This window comes from Alteromonas sp. MB-3u-76 (assembly GCF_002831605.1).
GTDB classification, from domain to species: domain Bacteria; phylum Pseudomonadota; class Gammaproteobacteria; order Enterobacterales; family Alteromonadaceae; genus Alteromonas; species Alteromonas hispanica.
The window spans coordinates 1,343,417-1,362,090 of sequence record NZ_CP025115.1 but is presented as its reverse complement, the minus strand read 5'-3'; the positions used below and the strand labels follow the sequence as shown (position 1 = coordinate 1,362,090).

The 18,674-nt window shown below is 44.4% G+C and carries 16 protein-coding genes and 1 pseudogene; 7 read left to right on the top strand and 10 right to left on the bottom strand.

Going from position 1 to position 18,674, the window contains the following annotated elements; genetic code table 11:
- Positions 1 to 42 precede the first annotated feature (42 nt).
- Positions 43 to 348: an STAS domain-containing protein gene (locus CW735_RS06105; RefSeq protein ID WP_071979492.1), complete on the bottom strand. Its 306-nt coding sequence runs from the start codon at positions 346 to 348 to the stop codon at positions 43 to 45.
- Between the two features lie 225 nt (positions 349 to 573).
- Here CW735_RS06105 and yciH point away from each other — a divergent pair, with 225 nt between their 5' ends.
- The 3 genes from yciH to pheA all read left to right on the top strand — a co-directional run bounded on the left by yciH (position 574) and on the right by pheA (position 3,294).
- Entirely contained in the window at positions 574 to 906 is a 333-nt protein-coding gene (yciH, locus tag CW735_RS06100) for a stress response translation initiation inhibitor YciH (protein WP_071979493.1), read from the top strand.
- A 50-nt stretch (positions 907 to 956) separates the two neighbouring features.
- Positions 957 to 1,757, top strand: a complete 801-nt coding sequence (locus CW735_RS06095; protein WP_071979494.1) for a response regulator — start codon at positions 957 to 959, stop codon at positions 1,755 to 1,757.
- A gap of 355 nt (positions 1,758 to 2,112) precedes the next feature.
- Positions 2,113 to 3,294 carry a prephenate dehydratase gene (gene pheA, locus CW735_RS06090; protein ID WP_071979495.1) on the top strand — a complete coding sequence of 394 codons (1,182 nt, stop codon included), beginning with the start codon at positions 2,113 to 2,115 and terminating at the stop codon, positions 3,292 to 3,294.
- 132 nt (positions 3,295 to 3,426) lie between these two features.
- On the opposite strand, the gene tyrA is transcribed toward pheA, so the two are convergent.
- Both tyrA and CW735_RS06080 read right to left on the bottom strand, forming a co-directional pair.
- Positions 3,427 to 4,572, bottom strand: a complete 1,146-nt coding sequence (tyrA, locus tag CW735_RS06085; protein ID WP_071979496.1) for a bifunctional chorismate mutase/prephenate dehydrogenase — start codon at positions 4,570 to 4,572, stop codon at positions 3,427 to 3,429.
- Positions 4,573 to 4,610: 38 nt separating this feature from the next.
- Complete coding sequence (locus tag CW735_RS06080) at positions 4,611 to 5,699, bottom strand: 3-deoxy-7-phosphoheptulonate synthase (protein ID WP_100971289.1); 1,089 nt, start codon at positions 5,697 to 5,699, stop codon at positions 4,611 to 4,613.
- 721 nt (positions 5,700 to 6,420) lie between these two features.
- Here CW735_RS06080 and CW735_RS06075 point away from each other — a divergent pair.
- Positions 6,421 to 7,137, top strand: a complete 717-nt coding sequence (locus CW735_RS06075) for an enoyl-CoA hydratase/isomerase family protein (RefSeq protein WP_071979498.1) — start codon at positions 6,421 to 6,423, stop codon at positions 7,135 to 7,137.
- A 78-nt stretch (positions 7,138 to 7,215) separates the two neighbouring features.
- Here CW735_RS06075 and CW735_RS06070 read toward each other — a convergent pair.
- From CW735_RS06070 to CW735_RS06040, 7 genes and pseudogenes are all read right to left on the bottom strand, one after another.
- Positions 7,216 to 7,754, bottom strand: a pseudogene (locus CW735_RS06070) (trimeric intracellular cation channel family protein); the annotation flags it as partial.
- A 147-nt stretch (positions 7,755 to 7,901) separates the two neighbouring features.
- Entirely contained in the window at positions 7,902 to 8,261 is a 360-nt protein-coding gene (gene rplS, locus CW735_RS06065; RefSeq protein ID WP_071981231.1) for a 50S ribosomal protein L19, read from the bottom strand.
- A gap of 18 nt (positions 8,262 to 8,279) precedes the next feature.
- Positions 8,280 to 8,996: a tRNA (guanosine(37)-N1)-methyltransferase TrmD gene (gene trmD, locus CW735_RS06060; protein ID WP_203565646.1), complete on the bottom strand. Its 717-nt coding sequence runs from the start codon at positions 8,994 to 8,996 to the stop codon at positions 8,280 to 8,282.
- A 45-nt stretch (positions 8,997 to 9,041) separates the two neighbouring features.
- Positions 9,042 to 9,563, bottom strand: a complete 522-nt coding sequence (rimM, locus tag CW735_RS06055; RefSeq protein ID WP_100971287.1) for a ribosome maturation factor RimM — start codon at positions 9,561 to 9,563, stop codon at positions 9,042 to 9,044.
- Positions 9,564 to 9,586: 23 nt separating this feature from the next.
- Positions 9,587 to 9,838, bottom strand: a complete 252-nt coding sequence (gene rpsP / locus CW735_RS06050) for a 30S ribosomal protein S16 (RefSeq protein WP_015066663.1) — start codon at positions 9,836 to 9,838, stop codon at positions 9,587 to 9,589.
- Positions 9,839 to 9,989: 151 nt separating this feature from the next.
- Positions 9,990 to 11,318, bottom strand: coding sequence for a M20/M25/M40 family metallo-hydrolase (locus tag CW735_RS06045; protein WP_100971285.1), 1,329 nt, complete (start codon positions 11,316 to 11,318; stop codon positions 9,990 to 9,992).
- A 20-nt stretch (positions 11,319 to 11,338) separates the two neighbouring features.
- Entirely contained in the window at positions 11,339 to 12,220 is an 882-nt protein-coding gene (locus CW735_RS06040; protein WP_232368372.1) for a mechanosensitive ion channel family protein, read from the bottom strand.
- A gap of 404 nt (positions 12,221 to 12,624) precedes the next feature.
- Here CW735_RS06040 and CW735_RS06035 point away from each other — a divergent pair, with 404 nt between their 5' ends.
- The 3 genes from CW735_RS06035 to CW735_RS06025 all read left to right on the top strand — a co-directional run bounded on the left by CW735_RS06035 (position 12,625) and on the right by CW735_RS06025 (position 18,663).
- Positions 12,625 to 14,409 carry an ABC transporter transmembrane domain-containing protein gene (locus CW735_RS06035; RefSeq protein WP_100971283.1) on the top strand — a complete coding sequence of 595 codons (1,785 nt, stop codon included), beginning with the start codon at positions 12,625 to 12,627 and terminating at the stop codon, positions 14,407 to 14,409.
- An 86-nt stretch (positions 14,410 to 14,495) separates the two neighbouring features.
- Positions 14,496 to 15,551, top strand: coding sequence for an efflux RND transporter periplasmic adaptor subunit (locus CW735_RS06030; RefSeq protein WP_100971281.1), 1,056 nt, complete (start codon positions 14,496 to 14,498; stop codon positions 15,549 to 15,551).
- Positions 15,544 to 18,663 (top strand): efflux RND transporter permease subunit, encoded by a 3,120-nt coding sequence (locus CW735_RS06025; RefSeq protein ID WP_100971279.1) that lies wholly within the window; start codon positions 15,544 to 15,546, stop codon positions 18,661 to 18,663. Before CW735_RS06030 ends, CW735_RS06025 begins: the two co-directional genes overlap by 8 nt.
- The last annotated feature ends 11 nt before the right edge of the window (positions 18,664 to 18,674 follow it).

The following is an 18,674-nucleotide window of genomic DNA, read 5'->3' as shown; positions in this document are numbered from 1 at the left end:
ACTTACACAGCACTATTAGTGATAGCGCGCTGCATAGCCCTTTTAACGAAGCTCAAACTTTTTATCGAAACGGGAAATTTGCAAGATTTTCGCTACCTGTGGACGTGTGTTCTCAATACTATAAGTATAATTATTCTGCTTGAGAGATTTCTGCATGTTTAAAAGCATGCCTAGGGCAGAACTATCCATGTACTCGGTATTTGATAGGTCGACAGCAATATGTCGTGTATCGGGGTTTACACTACCGTACGCACTTCTAAAATCTTCGACTTTGCTAAAATCGAATTTCTCCCCTGTCTTTATGACCAAGACTTCATTTTGCTGACGATATTCTGTCGTAATTGCCATTGTGTCTCCCTAAAATACAGTTGGAAATGCTTCATCATTTCCCGTCAAGTTTGCTATTCTTAAACTCATTGGAAAGAGATAGCGTTCTTCTATAATAGTTTAATGATAGTAGCTAGAAACCTGATTAAATCATTAGTGTTGGCTCGTCTTAACTGATAAGACGCAAATGTCAGCTTGGCAGATTTTTGAAAAATATAAAGGCAAAATTAGAAAATAGAGGCAGATATGCAAGATTGGCAAGATGCTCTTTTGGTCTATAGTACAGAGAGTGGTAAAGTAAAACCTGAGCAAAAAGCCCCTTCTAGATCGGTGTCAGATGACGGTATTGTTCGCATTCACCGCGAAACCAAAGGGCGAAAGGGAAAAGGTGTGTCACTTGTGAAAGGGCTAGACATGCCTCCCGCTGACCTAAAAAAGCTTGGGTCAGAATTAAAGAAAAAATGCGGTTGCGGTGGTTCGGTTAAAGAAGGTGTTATCGAAGTGCAAACTGATGACAGAGAGAAGCTTCGCAGCTTGCTAGAAGAGAAAGGCCATAAGGTAAAACTTGCAGGCGGATAAGTTAGGTATCCCCCTTCTTTTTCATCAACATATAACAAAAAGAGTCTGAAATGGAAAAGCTGTCAATTTCTGATTTACATATTATTTTAGTCGAGCCCTCTGATACGCAGAGGAAGATAATCACAACGCTGTTGCTCAAAGAAAGTGTTAAGGAAATTGACCCTGTCAGTACCTTCGGCGAAGCGAAATCTGCTATCCGTGCTCACGGGGCAGATCTGGTAGTAAGCTCAATGTATTTTGAAGACGGAACCGCACTTGATCTTCTCAAGTTTATTAAGGAAAGCGATGAGTTTACATCGATTCCCTTCATGTTGGTATCCAGTGAAAACCGCATGAGCAAACTTGAGGAATTCAAGCAAGCAGGTGTAGCAGCAATACTTCCAAAGCCTTTCGAGCCTCTTCATCTATCACGTGCGCTGAATGCTAGCTTAGACCTCATTAATCACGACGAACTGGATTTAGAACTCTTCGATGTACATGATGTTCGCGTATTGTTGGTGGATGACAGCAAATTAGCACGCAACCACATTCGTCGAGTGCTTGAGGGCATGGGACTAAAACGTATCAAAGAAGCTGAAAATGGTGCGATGGCGCTAACGCTGATAAAAGATGAAGCATTTGATTTAGTAGTTACCGACTACAACATGCCTGAAATGGATGGCCGAGAGCTTTCTGAGTTCATTCGTTTTAACCCAGAAACAACGCATATTCCTATTATCATGGTTACCTCGGAGTCTGCTGACAGCATGCACATGGCAAACATTCAACAAACCGGTGTAAATGCTCTTTGTGATAAACCATTTGAACCCAACGAAGTAAGACAAATGCTTTCTGCGCTACTAAGCAACTAGGGAACTAAGCAACTAGGGGAGTAGGCAACTAATCAGCTAAAAATACTGGTAGGGGCTAGTGCAGGCTAGTCTAGCTGAATGCTTATTCAGGCAAATGTAAAAAAGCATAGATAAATAAATATCAAGAAATATGAAAATAAAAATAAATACCGGTGTAAAAATCAGTTGACACAATAGTCTATTAGACTTACATTCTGAACCATGAAATCAGATATTCAGCAAGTAGCAGCTTTCTTTTTTGCGTTTATACCCTTTACCTGAGGGAGGCGCTGCTACATGCAAAGAAACCTCCCTCTGGGGAGGTTTTTTTTTATCTTTTGAGAAAGCTTTTTATTAATTTTTACACGGAAATATTATGTCAGACACTGCATTAGATACTGTCAGAAAGCGTATTACTGCGCTAGACAGCGAGTTACTAAACTTGCTGGCTGAGCGAAGAAAACTTACCAACGAGGTAGCTGAAACAAAAATAAAGCACCATATTCCCGTGCGCGATCAGAAACGAGAAGAGCAGCTGCTTGTAAGACTTATAAAAGAAGGGCAGCGAGTAGATTTAGATCCTCACTACGTAACACAAATTTTTCATGTGATTATTGAGGATTCAGTATTAAATCAGCAGGCTATGTTGGCAGAACGTGCTAATCCAGGTAGTTCGCTGCCGCTTAATCGGGTTGCTTTTCTGGGTGATAAAGGGTCTTACTCTTATCTGGCAACTCAAAAATACTTCTCTCGCCGTCCCGGTGAGTTGCTAGAAATTGGCTGCCAAAGCTTCGCTGAAATTATCAATAAAGTAGAGAATACCGAGGCCGACTACGCAGTTCTACCAATTGAAAATACAACATCAGGCAGTATTAACGAGGTTTATGACCAACTTCAGCATACGCAGCTAAGTATTATTGGAGAGCTTACTCACCCTATTCGTCATACGCTACTGGTGGGCGCTGACACCTCTATTGAGAAAGTAAAAACACTTTACGCTCACCCTCAGGTCTTCACACAATGTAGCCACTTTTTAGCGGAATTAGGCAATGTTGAAGTTAAAACCATGGACAGCACTTCTTCTGCTATGCTGACAGTTAGCGAACTAGCTCGTGAAGATGTGGCAGCTATTGGCAGCGAAGCTGGCGGAAACTTATATGGCCTTACTGCAATAAAGAGTAACTTGGCAAACCAAAAAGAAAACCATAGTAGATTTATTGTTGTCGCTAGAAACGCCGTTACCGTTCCTCTGCAAGTTCCCGCTAAAACCACACTTGTTATGTCCACGGTGCAAAAGCCAGGTGCATTGGTAGAAGCGCTTCTGGTGCTTCGAGAAAATAAAATCAATATGACAAAACTGGAGTCTCGTCCAATACCTGGTAACCCGTGGGAAGAAATGTTCTATATCGATGTGGAAGGCAACGTAGAAGATGGCCCTGTTCAAACCGCCTTCGAATCTCTTCGCAGTATAACTCGATATATTAAAGTGCTAGGTTGCTATCCGAGCGAGGAAATAAGCCCAACCAAGGTAGCTGCAGCAAGCGCATTATCCGAGTAGATATAACCTAAGCTATTCTTTAGAAACACCATCTATCAAAAAAGCGAGGTACCAAATGAAGTGCTCACTTCAGGTCCTCGCTTTTTATGTTTGTCACTGCTCAGATAGTTCTGGTACCTGACTAACCGAGCCTCACTTGTCTCTCAATAGCTGTCCATCATCTGCTTTTAAGAGTAACTGTTTACTATCTACTAAGCACTTTTTAGCGTAGTCACCAAACCAACTGCCCACCTTCATAAACTGCTCAACGAAGCCCTTTTTATCACCACTTTCAAGCAACGATAAAGCAAGTCCAAAGCGCTCATAAAAGCGTCTTAGTAGAGCAAAGTTATCGGGGTTGTTGAAGATAATATCTGCATATAACTGAGGTGACTGCGCAAATAACCGTCCAACCATGGCAAGTTCTAAACGATAGATAGGAGAGCTAAACATAGTCAGCGAGTTTAAATCAGGATCTTCACCTCTTAAATGCTCACCATAGACGAAGGTATTGAAATGCCGCATTACCTGAATGTAAGCCATCGCTTCGTCGTGCTCTTTCGCGGTGGAGTTATGAATGGTTGCGCCCCAAATTCGCATCTGCTCTATTAACCATTGATACTGTTCGCTGTACCTGCCTTCACATGCCACTACCACTTGCTTAATCATACCGGGTGCATCTGGCCCAAACATGGGATGCAGCCCCACTACTGGCCCTTTGTGAACGCCCAACATTGCATTTAATGGCATTGCTTTAATACTGGTAATATCTGCCAGTACGCAATCATCGCGCAGCATAGTAAGTTGGTTGATGACAGATTCAGTTAAGTTAATAGGCACGGCCACAATCACTAATGAGGCGGCAGACAGGAGCGTGGATGCTGTTCCATTGTCCCAATCGTCTCTTTCAACCACGTTTACCGTGTATTTACTACGTTGGAATAGACTAACGAACACTCGTCCAAGTGCCCCTTCACCACCAATAACGACAACATTGTCTATATCTGGCTTAACGCAGCGGTACTCATTGTTTTGTGTATGGTAAGACTCGCGCATAACGCGGCGAAGAAGATCTTCAGTAAGATCAGCAGATACCCCGAGAGATTCGGCTTGCTGACGTCTAGACGCGATTAATTCTTTCTCTCGCTTTGGTACATAAACGGGCATACCGGCTTGCGCCTTAATTTGTCCTACCCGCGTTGTTATTTTGTTGCGTTTCGCTAGCAGCTCGACGAGCTGGGTATCCAGCTCGTCGATGTCTTCACGCAGTGACGCCAATTGCTGTGAAAAATCGGCCATTGTGGTTTATCCTTGAATCAAATGGCACATGCAATCAGCTATGCCACGGTACGCTTATTTTGGCGTAAGGGTAGCACAGTTATCAATTTATCTCTGGTTTGAGAAATAAGGTTTTCAGTACTTTCCCAATCGATACAACCATCGGTAATCGATACGCCGTACTCCAATTCTTCGCACTTTTTACCATCTGCTTTTTGATTACCTGGCTTAAGGTGGCTCTCGAGCATGATGCCAATAATAGACTGATTGCCTTCGAGAATTTGATTTACCACGTTTTGCGCTACAAGCGGCTGACGGCGGTAGTCTTTTGACGAATTAGCGTGACTACAATCAACCACTAAACCAGCAGTTAGGTTGGCTTCCTGCATTTCTAATTCGCATTCAGATACGCATACAGAATCGTAATTGGGCTGTTTGCCACCGCGAAGAATAATGTGTCCATCAGGATTACCGCTGGTACCAATAATACTCACCTGCCCTTGCTTGTTTATACCCATAAAGCGATGACCAGAAGCAGCTGATTTAAGTGCATTAATGGCGATACCTAAGCCCCCGTCTGTACCGTTTTTAAAACCTACCGGCATAGAAAGGCCGCTAGCCATTTCGCGGTGGGTTTGAGATTCTGATGTACGCGCTCCAATTGCAGACCAGCTAAAGAGTTCAGCTAGATACTGTGGACTAATTGGATCTAGAGCTTCTGTCGCCACAGGTAACTCTAACTCGGCTAACCAAATAAGTAGCTCGCGGGCTTTTCGCAAGCCTGTTTCAATATCAAATGTACCGTCGATATGCGGGTCGTTAATGAGTCCCTTCCAGCCTGTTGTGGTACGTGGCTTTTCAAAATATACGCGCATTACAATAAACAGCGTATCTTTACATGACTCGTGAAGTTCTTTTAGCTTAAGTGCATATTCCTTCGCTGCTTCAACATCGTGAATAGAGCACGGACCACAGACTACCAACATACGGTGATCGCGGCGGTGAATGATATCTGAGATAATTTTGCGCGAATCAGAAATTGCAGCGAGTGCTTTATCTGAAACGGGAAGTTCTGCGCTTAAGGCATCGGGGGTGATAAGTACGTCTTCGGCACTTATATGAACATTATTTACAGTGTCCTTGATCATGGAGAGCTCTCTTAACTAGAAAATGGAAAAAATTAAACGCTAAAAGAGTATGCAACCTGCATGTAAACCTTATTGTACAACCAGCTTATTCTATATTTCTTTAACGTCGTTGACTTTTTAACAATTAACCACTAAGGAAGCAAGCAATAACGCATAATACTTTAATCTAGGATATATTCGAGGTGAAGTTTGTCATTTAACGCAGATTAAAACACCAGTTTGTTCACTCTTTCACCAACAGTCAGTATTTTAAAATCTGCCTAATTAGGGTGCCTTTTGCTTTGTAAGATCCTTGAGCACCTATTCCAAGCCTTAAAAACTATCACCGCACAAAACAAGGGCGTGTCGATCTTTGCTGTACATTTTTGCAGCGGTCTGTGAGCTATTTAAACAAGGCGAATGGTTGAAGGTCTAGTGGGCTAAATCGAAACCATTCAACGCAGGGTAAATAGCTCACAGGCGCTGCCCGAAGGGGGCGTTATGGAAGCATTTTACTCTTTGTCGCAGCCCTTTGACTTAGCCCACTAGGCCTACAGGACTGTTTCGCGATTAAAATGCTTCCATTTAGCCCAAAACTCGTACAACAAAGGTCAACACGCCCCAATAATTCACCACTATAAATAAGCTAAATTTTTATCTTTTTGGCTTCGTTATATAGTGGCTACTTTCCATATGCCCAAATAGTCAAATAGCTGTCCAACCAAATATAAAAGAGAACGCCATGCAAACTGTTTCAGTTAGTTTTATAGACAACGTCGCTCTTCTCACAATGAAAAACGGCGAAAACAGACACAACCCCCAATTTGCCAAAGATATGCAGCTAGCGCTTGATAGCATATTAGCAAATAAGGCTTGTAAAGCCCTTGTCATAACTTCTGATGACGAAAAGTGTTTTAGTTTAGGTATCGACACAGACTGGTTAATGCCTGCAATGAAAGCTCATCACTTTGAAGAAGTTAAGCAATTTATGCATAGCATGGACGACGTGTTTAAAACACTTCTCTTGTTTCCTCTTCCGGTGATTGCCGCTATAAACGGACATGCTTTTGGGAATGGAGCTATTTTAGCTTGTGCCTGCGACTTCAGGTTTATGAGAGCCGATAAAGGTTTCTTCTGTTTCCCGGAAGTCGATCTGTCAATTCCATTTTTACCTGGCATGATTGCTTTTGTTAAAAAGGCTGTACCTTATTACCGGTTTAACGAGATGAAACTTTCAGGAAGACGAGTATCGGGCAGTGAACTTGAGCGAGACCATGTCGTTGAGAAAGCCTACAACTCCCTAGATGAGCTTATGGACGGCGCAATTGAATACGCCAAAACCTTCGACAAAAAGCGCTCTATTTTCGGTGAACACAAAAAGCGCCTGCACAAAGACATTATTGAGACAATAGACACTGAGAATCCACCGCTTATCGACTCACTCTCCCTCATGGTCTGAGCCAATCACTTTTTTCGCTCGCGTAAACTCATTGCCAGCGCGAGCGAACGGTTTGTCTTTTAAAAACATACGCTTTTTATGTGTGCGCTTGTGGAAAAGGTCTATGTGCCAATTCCAATATACTGAGCCAACTCGCAAGAACACGGTTACAAATAACGAGCCAACGATACACCACGCATAACCAAGGGCACCTCTCGGCATACCACGTCGCGCATTAAGCCCCCGAAAATCCCTGTGGTCAAACCCATAGTTATCGCTACCAACATTCCGGTACCTTCAATCAATGCCTTTTCAATGCCGACAATATTGAAGACAGCCAAGCCAATTGCGTCCATGACGATAAAATAGAAGCTTGCCGGTGAAGGCATGTAACGAATGAAGAGGATAGTTGCTAAAATAGCCAAGTACACAACAAACAAGTAATCTGAGACTATTACCCAGAAAATAGGCTTTCCAAGAAGAAGATCGCGAATAGTTCCGCCACCCACCGCAGTCATCGCACCTACGACCACAATGCCGAAACCGTTGATGTTTTTATTATGCCCCATTAGAGCACCGGAAATGGCGAAGAAAGCGACACCTACAATATTTAAAAATAAAAAGTAATCTGAGGTCATTGGAAGCTTGAAGGTTAAAATTATTTAATACTGTACTATTGACTATTGATAGAGATGAAAGATGTAAAAGGATCGAATTACAGCCACAAAAAAACCCGCACAAGGCGGGTTTTTTCGAAGTTAACAATAACGCAAGGATTAGTAATCTTAGTTAAGCTTCTCTTTGATACGTGCAGATTTACCTGAACGCTCACGTAGATAGTAAAGCTTAGCACGACGAACCGCACCGCGACGTTTAACTTCAATAGAAGAGACTTGCGGGCTGTGTGTTTGGAACACACGCTCAACGCCTTCGCCGCTAGAAATCTTACGTACGGTAAAAGACGAGTGCAGACCACGGTTACGCTTAGCGATAACAACACCTTCATAAGCCTGAAGACGCTCTTTGTCACCTTCGGTAACGCGAACTTTAACAATTACTGTGTCACCTGGACCAAACTCAGGTACATCAGTTTTAAGCTGTTCTTGCTCAATTTTTTTGATGATATCTTGACTGACTTTGCTCATCATATCCTCTCGTCCTAGTTAACTGTCATCTCGCTGCAGTTGCGCTTGGAATAATTCTAACAAACGCCGCTGCTCCTCAGTCAGAGCTAGGTGGTTTAACAAATCAGGGCGACGTTGCATTGTTCTACCTAAAGACTGCATCAGTCGCCACTGCCTAATTTTTTCGTGATCACCACTTAAAAGCACCTCGGGTACCTTTTGACCTTCAAGCACTTCTGGCCGCGTATAATGCGGGCAATCCAAAAGGCCATCTGTGAAAGAATCTTCAACTGCTGAGGCTTTGTGGCCTAGCACGCCGGGAACCAATCTAGCAATTGCGTCCATTAAGACCATTGCCGGTAGTTCACCGCCACTTAACACGTAATCGCCGATGGAGACTTCTTCATCTACATGGCTTTCTATTACCCGTTCGTCGATTCCTTCATATCGACCGCAAATTAAAATTGTGCGCTCGATATTGGCTAAGCGCTGCACGCCAGCCTGGTCAAGGGGTTTCCCTTGTGGTGATAAATAGATCACCTTACTGTTGTCACCGCCAACTTTCTTGGCAGCGTGTATTGCGTCAGTGAGCGGTTTTACCATCATCAGCATACCGGGTCCGCCTCCGTAGGGGCGATCGTCTACTGTACGATGGCGGTCATGAGTAAAGTCACGGGGGTTAAAAGTATCAACCGACAACTTACCAGACTTAACAGCTCTTCCTATTACACCCTGCTGGGTGAACGGGGAAAACATGTCTGGAAACAGGCTAATAACTCCAAACCACTTTTCCGGAGTCACTTAAAACCCCGGGTCCCAGTCAACTTTAATGACCTTCGCTTCCTTATCTACCTCTTGTACGACTTCATCGAATACAAAAGGCACAAGTCTTTCTTTTTGACCAAAAGCATCGCCTACATTAGCTTTGACGTGAATGACGTCATTTGCACCTGTGTTAAATACCTCTTTCACCACACCTAAGTCGTAACCTTGCGTTGTTACCACTTTCATGCCGGTGAGCTCACGCCAATAAATACCGTCATCACCCAAATCGGGAAGTTGCGAAGCGTTAATGCAAATATCCAAGTTTTTGATGCTTTCAGCATCGTCTCGATTATCAACACCCTCAATCTTCGCTACTAGGCTTTTACCATGCGTTCGCCACTGGTCAATCGAGCATTTTTTTTCTTCGCCAAGAAACCATGGCGTATAATCAAAAATGCCCTCTGGCTTTTCTGTATAGCTGTTGATTTTGACCCAACCTTTTACACCGTAAGGTGCTCCAATTTTGCCAACAATCACTTTGTCAGACGCTAGACTCATCTATACTCACCAGTTAAAACAGCTTACGCTGCAGATTTTTTCGCTTCTTTTACCAAGCTAGATACGCGATCTGATAAGCTCGCGCCTACGCCAACCCAGTAATCAACACGCTCTAGATCAACGCGAAGACGCTCCGCTTGACCTTGTGCTGTAGGGTTGAAGAAACCGATGTTTTCAATGAAACGACCGTTTCTTGCACGGCTGCTATCAGCAACCACTAGTTGATAAAATGGACGCTTTTTCGCGCCACCACGCTGTAAACGAATAGTAACCATAAATGCCTCAAACTCGTTGTAGCGTTACCGTTAACTTAAGCCTTCTTTCGTGTGCAAAATTTATGCACCTGATAGAAGGCTGGCGAATTATACGGATGTGGAGGGTGAATGCAAGTGGAAATACGGGTTATGTGGTGGGAAAAGTAGTGTCCTACTCCCCCATACTGGCCCCGTTTTCTCCCAACCGATAAATTAATACCGCAGCTTTATGAATGTTCTGAGCAAAAGAAGTCATGTCGGCGATTTCATCCTTAGTATGACCGCCCTCTCCCATTAATCCTAAACCGTCAATGGCCATGTCGACATAATCAGCAGCAAAAGAGATATCTGCAGCCCCAGCATTTCTTGGGTTAACAGGTTCTACAGGGCCATAACCTAAGGACTCACTGACATCACTGTACATTTTCAACAATGCATAGTTTTGCTCAGTTGGCGCCATAGGAGGATACCCTTCTTCAAGTGTCAACGTGGCAGAGGTGTGCGGTAAGCTTCGTGTCGCTATGTCCTGCATAAGGTTTTTGGCCTTTGTGAGCTCTTCAGGCGTGAGTGTGCGAATTCCTCCTTTTACGGTGACCTCTTTTGCAACCACATTAGTTTTCCCAAAGCCCTGTACTATCGAATTTTCGGGCTGCACAGTAACTTCTGTCCCACCTGCGATAAGCCCTGGGTTGAACGTAATATTTCCCACACCGGCAAGCTCTTCACGAAAAGTATTCAAAATTCGAGCGACTTCGAATATTGCGCCGTACCCAATGGTGTCAGTAAATATTTGTGATGAATGAGCAGGTTTACCGGTTACGTCTAGTTGCCAACCTATTGAGCCGCGACGGGCAACAACAGCTGTTTTAATGTCTCCGTCTGCATCTTCAAAGCCTAACGCAATATCTGCCCATATCGCTGCATCGATAAGCGCTTTTTTCGATAGTGATAAAGGTGAACCGCTGCTTTCCTCATCACCGGTCATCACTACTTTCACACTGACTTTATCTAATAAGTCGAGCTCTTTTAGCGCTTTCAGTGCAGCGATTATAATAACATCACCGCCTTTCATATCTGTAATACCTGGCCCAGCAACGTGGTTATCGTCTATTCGTTTATAGTTTTGAAAGGCATCATCTTTTGCAAATACGGTGTCTAAGTGCCCAATCATAAGTATCTTAGGGCCAGTGCTCCCAAAGCTTGCCACCAAATGACCTGCGCGATTAAACTCCTCTCCGTCAACCCACTGTGTTTCGAACCCCATAGCATCAAATTCGGCCTGATAGAGTGCGCCTACCTTTTTCACACCATCAAAATTCATGGTGCCACTATTTATATTGACTGTTTTTTCTAAAAGCGATGCAGAATCCGCTAATGACTTATCGATATGCTGAGTAATTTTTTTCTCAATATCAACAGCTGCCAAACATGATTGGCTTAAAACAAACAGCAGTCCTGTTGTAAGGGCTTGTCTGGCCCAGTTTCTATTCACTGATATCATTTTTTGACGTCCTTAAATCGTTAACTCTCAGGTTCATTTTGATTGTGGTTGTGATTAGCCAGTGTAAGCGGCTCTTTAAACGTAAGCGTTCTGTAAGGGAAAGGTATTTCGATTCCAGCACTGTCTAACGCTCTCTTGATGGCACTTACCACCAAATCTCTACTTTTGTGCATATCGATAGGTCTAGAACTTGCCCACCAGCGAACGGTAAAATCAAGGGAGGAAGAATTGAACTCACGAGCATAAACCTCTACACCTCGCTGATGATTTATCTCCTGTATATCTTCTAAAGCACTCACTATTACCGAGCGCGCTTTATCTACGTCCTCACCATAAGCAACGCCTACAACAATGTCGAAGCGGCGAAAAGACAGATCGGTAAGTACATGTACTGGTTGCTTAAATAGAAAACTATTTGGAACAATAACTAGTTGATCATCTGTTTTACGGAGGTAGGTTTCTCTCACCGTAATTTTTTCTACGCGACCGCTTATATTCTCGCATTCAACAAAATCGCCAATACGCATAGGCTTGCGCAACATAATGAGAATGCCGGCAAAGAAATTTTCAAAAATGTCTTTAAAGGCTAGGCCTACCGCAACCGACCCCAAACCTAATACGGTAAGAAGCTTTGCCGGAGTCAGACTGGGAAAAATGATGGTAACAGCGACTAAAACGCCCACTGTCCATACTGTCACCTTAATTAAACTGACAAAAAGCTCATGTAGAGAACGTCTTATTTTAGAGTTTTTCAATGAGCGGTTTAAAAGGCTCGTTAACGTAGCCGACATCCCCCACGTTATCAAGAGAACAATGAAGGCAATGGCTAGTAAAGGCAGCAACTCGATAAACCCTACCCACATGCTTTGGACCTTCTGAACTAGTGGCTCTATAAAATTCACTGGTAGGCTCCATGAGTTAAGCAATCTTGAAATAATAAAGTATTAGACAAAAAATAATGCACTACAAAAATAGTAAAAGACGCAATGCTCGTTGACATATCACGTCTTATTTCATTATTAGCACAAACTAACCGTTTTCCACACCCTTCAATTTCAACACGGTGTTGCAGCAAAAAGCACTCTTTCTTATTCATTGGCCATCATTATATGGTCGTTACTAATATGGTCGTAATTGACGCCCCCAATGTGTTCACCATGTTATTCATAAAAATTCCATCTAACTGATTTACAGCAAGTGTAGTCGCAAGGTCGCTCCATCTATGTTCAATACAACGTATACTCTTATGCGTGGCTGATGCTTTCCCCAGCCCCTCTTTACACAAATAATTTTCTACGAGGTTATCTTGACCACACCATTAAACGATGTATCGACTCAACAAGTTCTTCATTGGATTGGTTCGCATTTAGGTCAGTATAAAAAGCGTGTTGCTGGCGCTATTGTCGCCCTTTTAACCGCAGCTGTAGCTTGGTTGATGTTAGGCCAAGGGATAAAATACGCCATTGATAACGGATTTGTAGACAGTGCATCCGAAACGCTGAACAAAGCCACGCTGGTTGTTTTAGGAATTACTCTTATCGCCTGTATTGCAACTTACGCAAGGTTTTACTTAATGACATGGTTAGGCGAAAGAGTTAGTGCCGATATTAGAAACCAGGTTTATTCACACTTGTTATCTCTTCCACCTTCTTTCTTTGCTGAACTGAGAACCGGCGAAGTTATTTCTCGTTTCACCAGCGACACAACTGTTATTCAAACCGTAGTGGGTATGAGTTTATCAATGACCTTGCGCTCGGTAGTTACCTTCACGGGAGCGCTTATTCTCATGGGCATCTCTAGCCCACTGCTTACTTTGTGTGTCATTGTGGCCGTACCGGCGGTTCTCGTACCAATAAAAGTATTAGCGCCTCAAGTAAGAAAGTTCGCCAAGATTAGCCAAGACAAGGTGGCCGACCTGGGGTCTCATATTGATGAGAGCTTACATGAAATCATGACGGTTCAGGCCTATACGGCAGAGCATAAAGAACGCACTCAATTTGCATCTCGCGTAGAAGCCGCTATGGATGCAGCAAAACGCCGCATCCACTACCGCTCTTTGCTCATTGGTTGCATTATGTGCTTCAGTATGACCGCAATTATTTTTATCGCTTGGGTGGGCGCTCGCCAAGTTTTGCAAGGAGAGATGACTGTAGGCGAGCTATCTGCATTCTTATTTTATGCTGTAATGGCGGGAGGTAGCGTTGCTACAATTAGTGAAGTTATTGGTGAGGTGCAGCGTGGCGTTGGCGCAAGCGAACGCTTGTATCAGCTTGTGCAAACCGAGTCGGATCTTAAATTAGCGCCCTCTAGCGATAACGAGGGTGATAACGATAGCAGTTCTGTTACATCATTTTCAGACGCATCACCTTCTGTCGATATTAAACACCTTTGTTTTCGCTACCCAAACAGTAAGCCGCTTTTTACTGAACTTAATCTCAACATTCGCGCTGGAGAAAAGCTGGCTTTGGTTGGGCCAAGTGGTGCAGGCAAAACAACGCTGTTTCAACTCCTTATGCGCTTTTACGACCCTTCATCTGGCAGCATAGAGTTTGATGGTACAAACATCAGTAACGTGTCTCTTACTGCGTTACGTCAACAAATTGCCGTAGTAACGCAAGAGCCTGTGGTATTTGCCAGCTCGGTAATGGACAACATTCGCTATGGAAAACCGAGTGCGTCAGATGATGAAGTAATGAATGCAGCTAAACTTGCGTTCGCACACGAGTTCATTGATGCATTAGATAATCGTTACCAAACCCAACTTGGTGAGCGAGGTATTAAGCTATCTGGCGGCCAAAAACAACGTATCGCCATTGCCCGGGCCATTTTGGCTGACCGGCCCATTTTATTGCTCGACGAAGCTACCAGTGCTCTCGATGCAATGAGCGAGCGAATGGTTCAACAGGCTATCAATCGACTGATGGAAGGTAAGACGAGTATTGTTATTGCGCACAGATTAGCAACTGTTCAGCACGCAGACCGTATTATTGTTATGGATAAAGGGCAAATAGTGGCAACAGGGGATCATGCCTCTTTGATGAAAAGCGATACCTTGTATAGGGAATACGCTGAACTGCAATTGCTTAGCTGAACCTCCTATGATGCTATACGGTATAAATTGGCACTAGCCGAAAGTCTAATAAATAGACGCTAAATTAAAATTATAACGGGTCAACAATGAACAAATCAGTGGTTCGAACGATGAAGACGTGGACACGTCTTTTAGCATTATTTTTATTTGTGCCATTAGCACACGGGCAATTTATGGGTGACCGCCAAGCGAAATTGGTGGTCACTAAACCTATCGAGTTTATGAATGAGACAAGAAATGTTGAGGCTGTAGGCAGTGCCGAAGCAGTTCAGTCAATTATTCTTTACTCGGCTGTGGCAGATAAAGTCACTGAGGTTAATTTTGTTCCTGGGCAAGCGGTAGAAAAAGGAAAAGTGCTTGTTCGACTGGATGACCGAAGACAGAAAACCGCACTTAAGCGAGCAGAGTTAACACTCTCTGACGCACAGCGAACCGTTGAACGTTTAGAAGCAAGTTATAAGCAGGGAGCTGTACCTGTTAACGAATTAGATTTAGCAAAAACCCAACGTGACTTAGCTGAAGTTGCGCTTGAAGATGCAAAAACAGATTTAGAAGATAGATACATTGTCGCTCCATTTGACGGTGTCGTAGGCTTTACAGATGTAGAAGTGGGCGATCGAATTAATGAACAGACCATGATTACGACACTGGATAATAGAAGCAAACTCTTTGTTAATTTTAAGGCTCCAGAGGCTGCCCTCCCCGTATTGCTCAACTCACCTGATGTCACACTGGAACCATGGAGTGACAGGGAAACCCTGGTCAACGCGGAAATAGCGCAAGTAGACTCACGCATTAACGAAGCCGACCGCACGTTACGTGCAAGAGCTCTTTTAGATAACCGCTCTGACCAATTCAGACCGGGCATGAGCTTCCGAGTGAACTTAACCATTGAAGGCGATAGGTATGCAGCTATCCCTGAGTCGGCGTTATTATGGGGCGCTACCGGTGCGTACATTTGGTTAGCGGTTGATGGCAAAGCGCAAAAGCTAGACGTAAGTGTTCACCAACGCCTTAGAGGCACCATTTTAGTATCTGGCGATATCACTGTGGGTGATACCTTAATATCTGAAGGCGTACAGCGCCTGCGCACTGGACAGTCTATTACGACTGAAATTGCTGGGGGACCTAGAGGTGAGTGATAAACAACTTTCGTCGCACGCCAACGACCTTCCTTCGCTATCAATCAGACGCCCTGTTCTCATTGTTGTCCTTAACTTACTGATTGCTATTGCAGGTCTCGCTGCCTTAAGCGGTTTGGAAGTTCGTGAGTTGCCCGATGTGGACACGCCTCGCGTTACTGTAACTGCCAACTTCCCCGGTGCATCGCCAGAAACGGTTGATGCTGAAGTAACAAGTCGACTTGAGGGCGCTGTGGCCCGTGTGAGCGGCGTAAAAAACATTTCTGCTCAAAGTGAGGAAAATTCTGCGCGCATCCGCGTCGAATTTCGCCCTGGCGTTAATTTAGAAGATGCTGCCAACGAAACTCGTGAATCGGTAAGTCGGGTGCAGCGCCAACTTCCTGAAGATGTTGAACAGGTTGCTATTATTCGCGCAGATAACGATGCGCAAGCGGTAGTAAGTTTAGCCATTTCAAGCAAAACGCTGGACATGGAAACGCTAACCGAACGCGTGGATACCGACGTTGCGCCTTTGTTTCTTAGTATTCCGGGAGTTGCTGATGTTAGTTTAAGAGGCGATCGCGAACGGGTGCTTCGAGTATCGGTCGATCCACTGCGTTTGACTAGCTTTGGGTTGTCGATGAGCGACGTTGCCGATGCTCTTGCGTTAGCACCCTTTGACGTTCCCGCGGGTAGTATTCAATCTGCTGAACAAGCGCTAATAGTGCGCGCTGATGCCACCTCAGTGTCGGCGCAAGATGTGGGTGATATTGTTATTTCTGGCGATATACGGGTGAATGATGTGGCAAGCGTTTACTTCGGGCCTGCTGACTCCACCAGCATGGTGCGCCTTGATGGCATGCCTGTTATCGGCTTAGGAATTATTCGCCAAGCTAGCTCAAATACTATCGAAATATCCGATGAAGTGCTTGCCATGGTTGAGGACTTAGACAAACGATTTACCGATATGGATATCGTTGTAACCGCAGATGACGCGGAATTTATTCGCGACTCGGTTAAAGAAGTGGTTATTTCACTCAGCCTCACCGTAGCCCTTGTTATTGTAACCCTTCTGGTATTTATCGGTTCATGGCGGGCTACGCTTGTCCCTGCCCTATCCATTCCAGTGTCTTTAGCAGGTGCGCTAGCAATCATCTGGGCAATGGGTTTTTCAATTAATATTCTCACGCTCCTTGCGCTTGTATTGGCAACGGGCATGATTGTTGATGACGCTATTGTAGTGTCAGAAAATATTCAGCGCCGCCGCAGTATGGGGCTTGGTGCTCGCGCCGCTGCTGTTGTTGGCACCAGAGAAGTATTTTTCGCTGTTGTCGCCACCACAGCTGTGCTTGCCTCTGTGTTTATCCCTATAGCATTTTTACCCTCAACAGCGGGTAAATTATTCAGGGAATTTGGTGGTGTTTTAGCCGGTGCCGTTATTATTTCCTCTTTTGTCGCCCTTTCATTAGTACCTGCACTTACTGCACGCCTAGCAATTAAAAAACCAAATGCAGATGGGAAAAGCTTTTTTAGCGCTACCTTTGGTCGATTCGGCAACGCCTGTTTGTCTTTGTATCAAAAGTCACTATTGAAAGCGTTAAAGTACGGCTGGGTAGTGGGTGTATTAAGCTTAGCCGCTGGCGGAGGGGCATATATTTTGTCTGGAAATATAGACAATGAACTACTGCCAAGTGAAGACCGCGGCACCATCCGCATCTTTGCAAGAGGACCAGATGGCGCGGGCCTTAACTTTATGGATAGACAAGCCCAGAAAATGGAAGAGATGCTTCTTCCCTATGTGGAAAAAGGCACTATCGATTCTATGTACACAGTGGTGGGGCAATGGGACCCAAATATCGTCTTTATTACCGCCCCACTAAAGCATTGGGACGAGCGCGATATGTCGTTACAAGACGTAGTTAATGAAATTCGTCCAGGGCTTCAAGCTATTCCCGGCGCACCCGGTAACGCTTTTGGTGGAAACAGCCTTAATCTTCGCGGACAAGGCGGCGGCCTGGAGATGGCTCTTACCGGTGACACCTATGAAAATATCTACAAAGCTGCTCAAGCGTTTGCCAGCGAGATTGAAACGAAACTACCAGATTTAGGTCGCCCTAGAGTAAGTTACGATCCCACTCAGCCGCAGCTTCGTGTCAATATTGACAGACGCAGGGCTGAGGAGCTTGGTGTTCCGCTAAATGATATCTCTAGTGCATTACGCGCAGCGGTGAATGGCGATGATATTGCTGATTTAAACGTGGGCGACCAATCTATACCGATTATGCTTCAAACCAGCACGCGCAATACTATGGCGCCTTCTGACTTAACAAGCCTTTATGTTAAAAGCATTGATGGCAACCTGGTACCGTTATCAAGCGTAGCCTACATCAGTGAAGAAGGAGTGGCTGCCGAACTAGAGAGGCAAGCTCAACGCCGCGCTATTGAGCTTGAGGTAGAGCTTCCTGAAGATAAAGCCCTTAGCGAGGTTGTTGACCAAATTCGCGCCATTTCACAAGACTCGCTGCCAGACGGTATTGGACTCATCTTCCTAGGTGAAGCACAGACCTTTGAGGAAACTTCCCAACAAGTTGCTCTCACCTATGTACTAGCGTTTGTAATTGTATTACTGGTACTTGCTGCGCAATTTGAAAGTGTCAATAGTGCCATAGTGGTTATGCTTACCGTTCCCTTTGGTATTGCCGCCGCAGTCTATGCTTTGTTTTTAACCAACACGTCCATCAACGTTTACTCACAGATTGGACTGGTAATGCTTATTGGACTGTTGGCGAAAAACGCTATTTTACTTATCGAGTTCGCTGACCAACTACGAGACAAAGGCTATTCTGTTTACGACGCTATTGTTGAAGCAGGCAGCGTGCGTTTAAGACCAATTATGATGACCCTTGTATCTACCATTTTGGGTGGGCTACCGCTTATTCTTTCCACTGGCGCGGGTGCAGAGGCACGAAATGCGATTGGTTGGGTAGTGTTTGGCGGCTTAGGCATTGCAGTTGTGTTCACGCTATATCTTACCCCTGTGCTGTATCTTGCCCTGGCTCGATTTACTAAACCGAGAGCTGATGAAAGCGACAGGTTAGAAAGAGAAATGGAAGAAGCGCAAACACAATCTTAAATACCTTTACA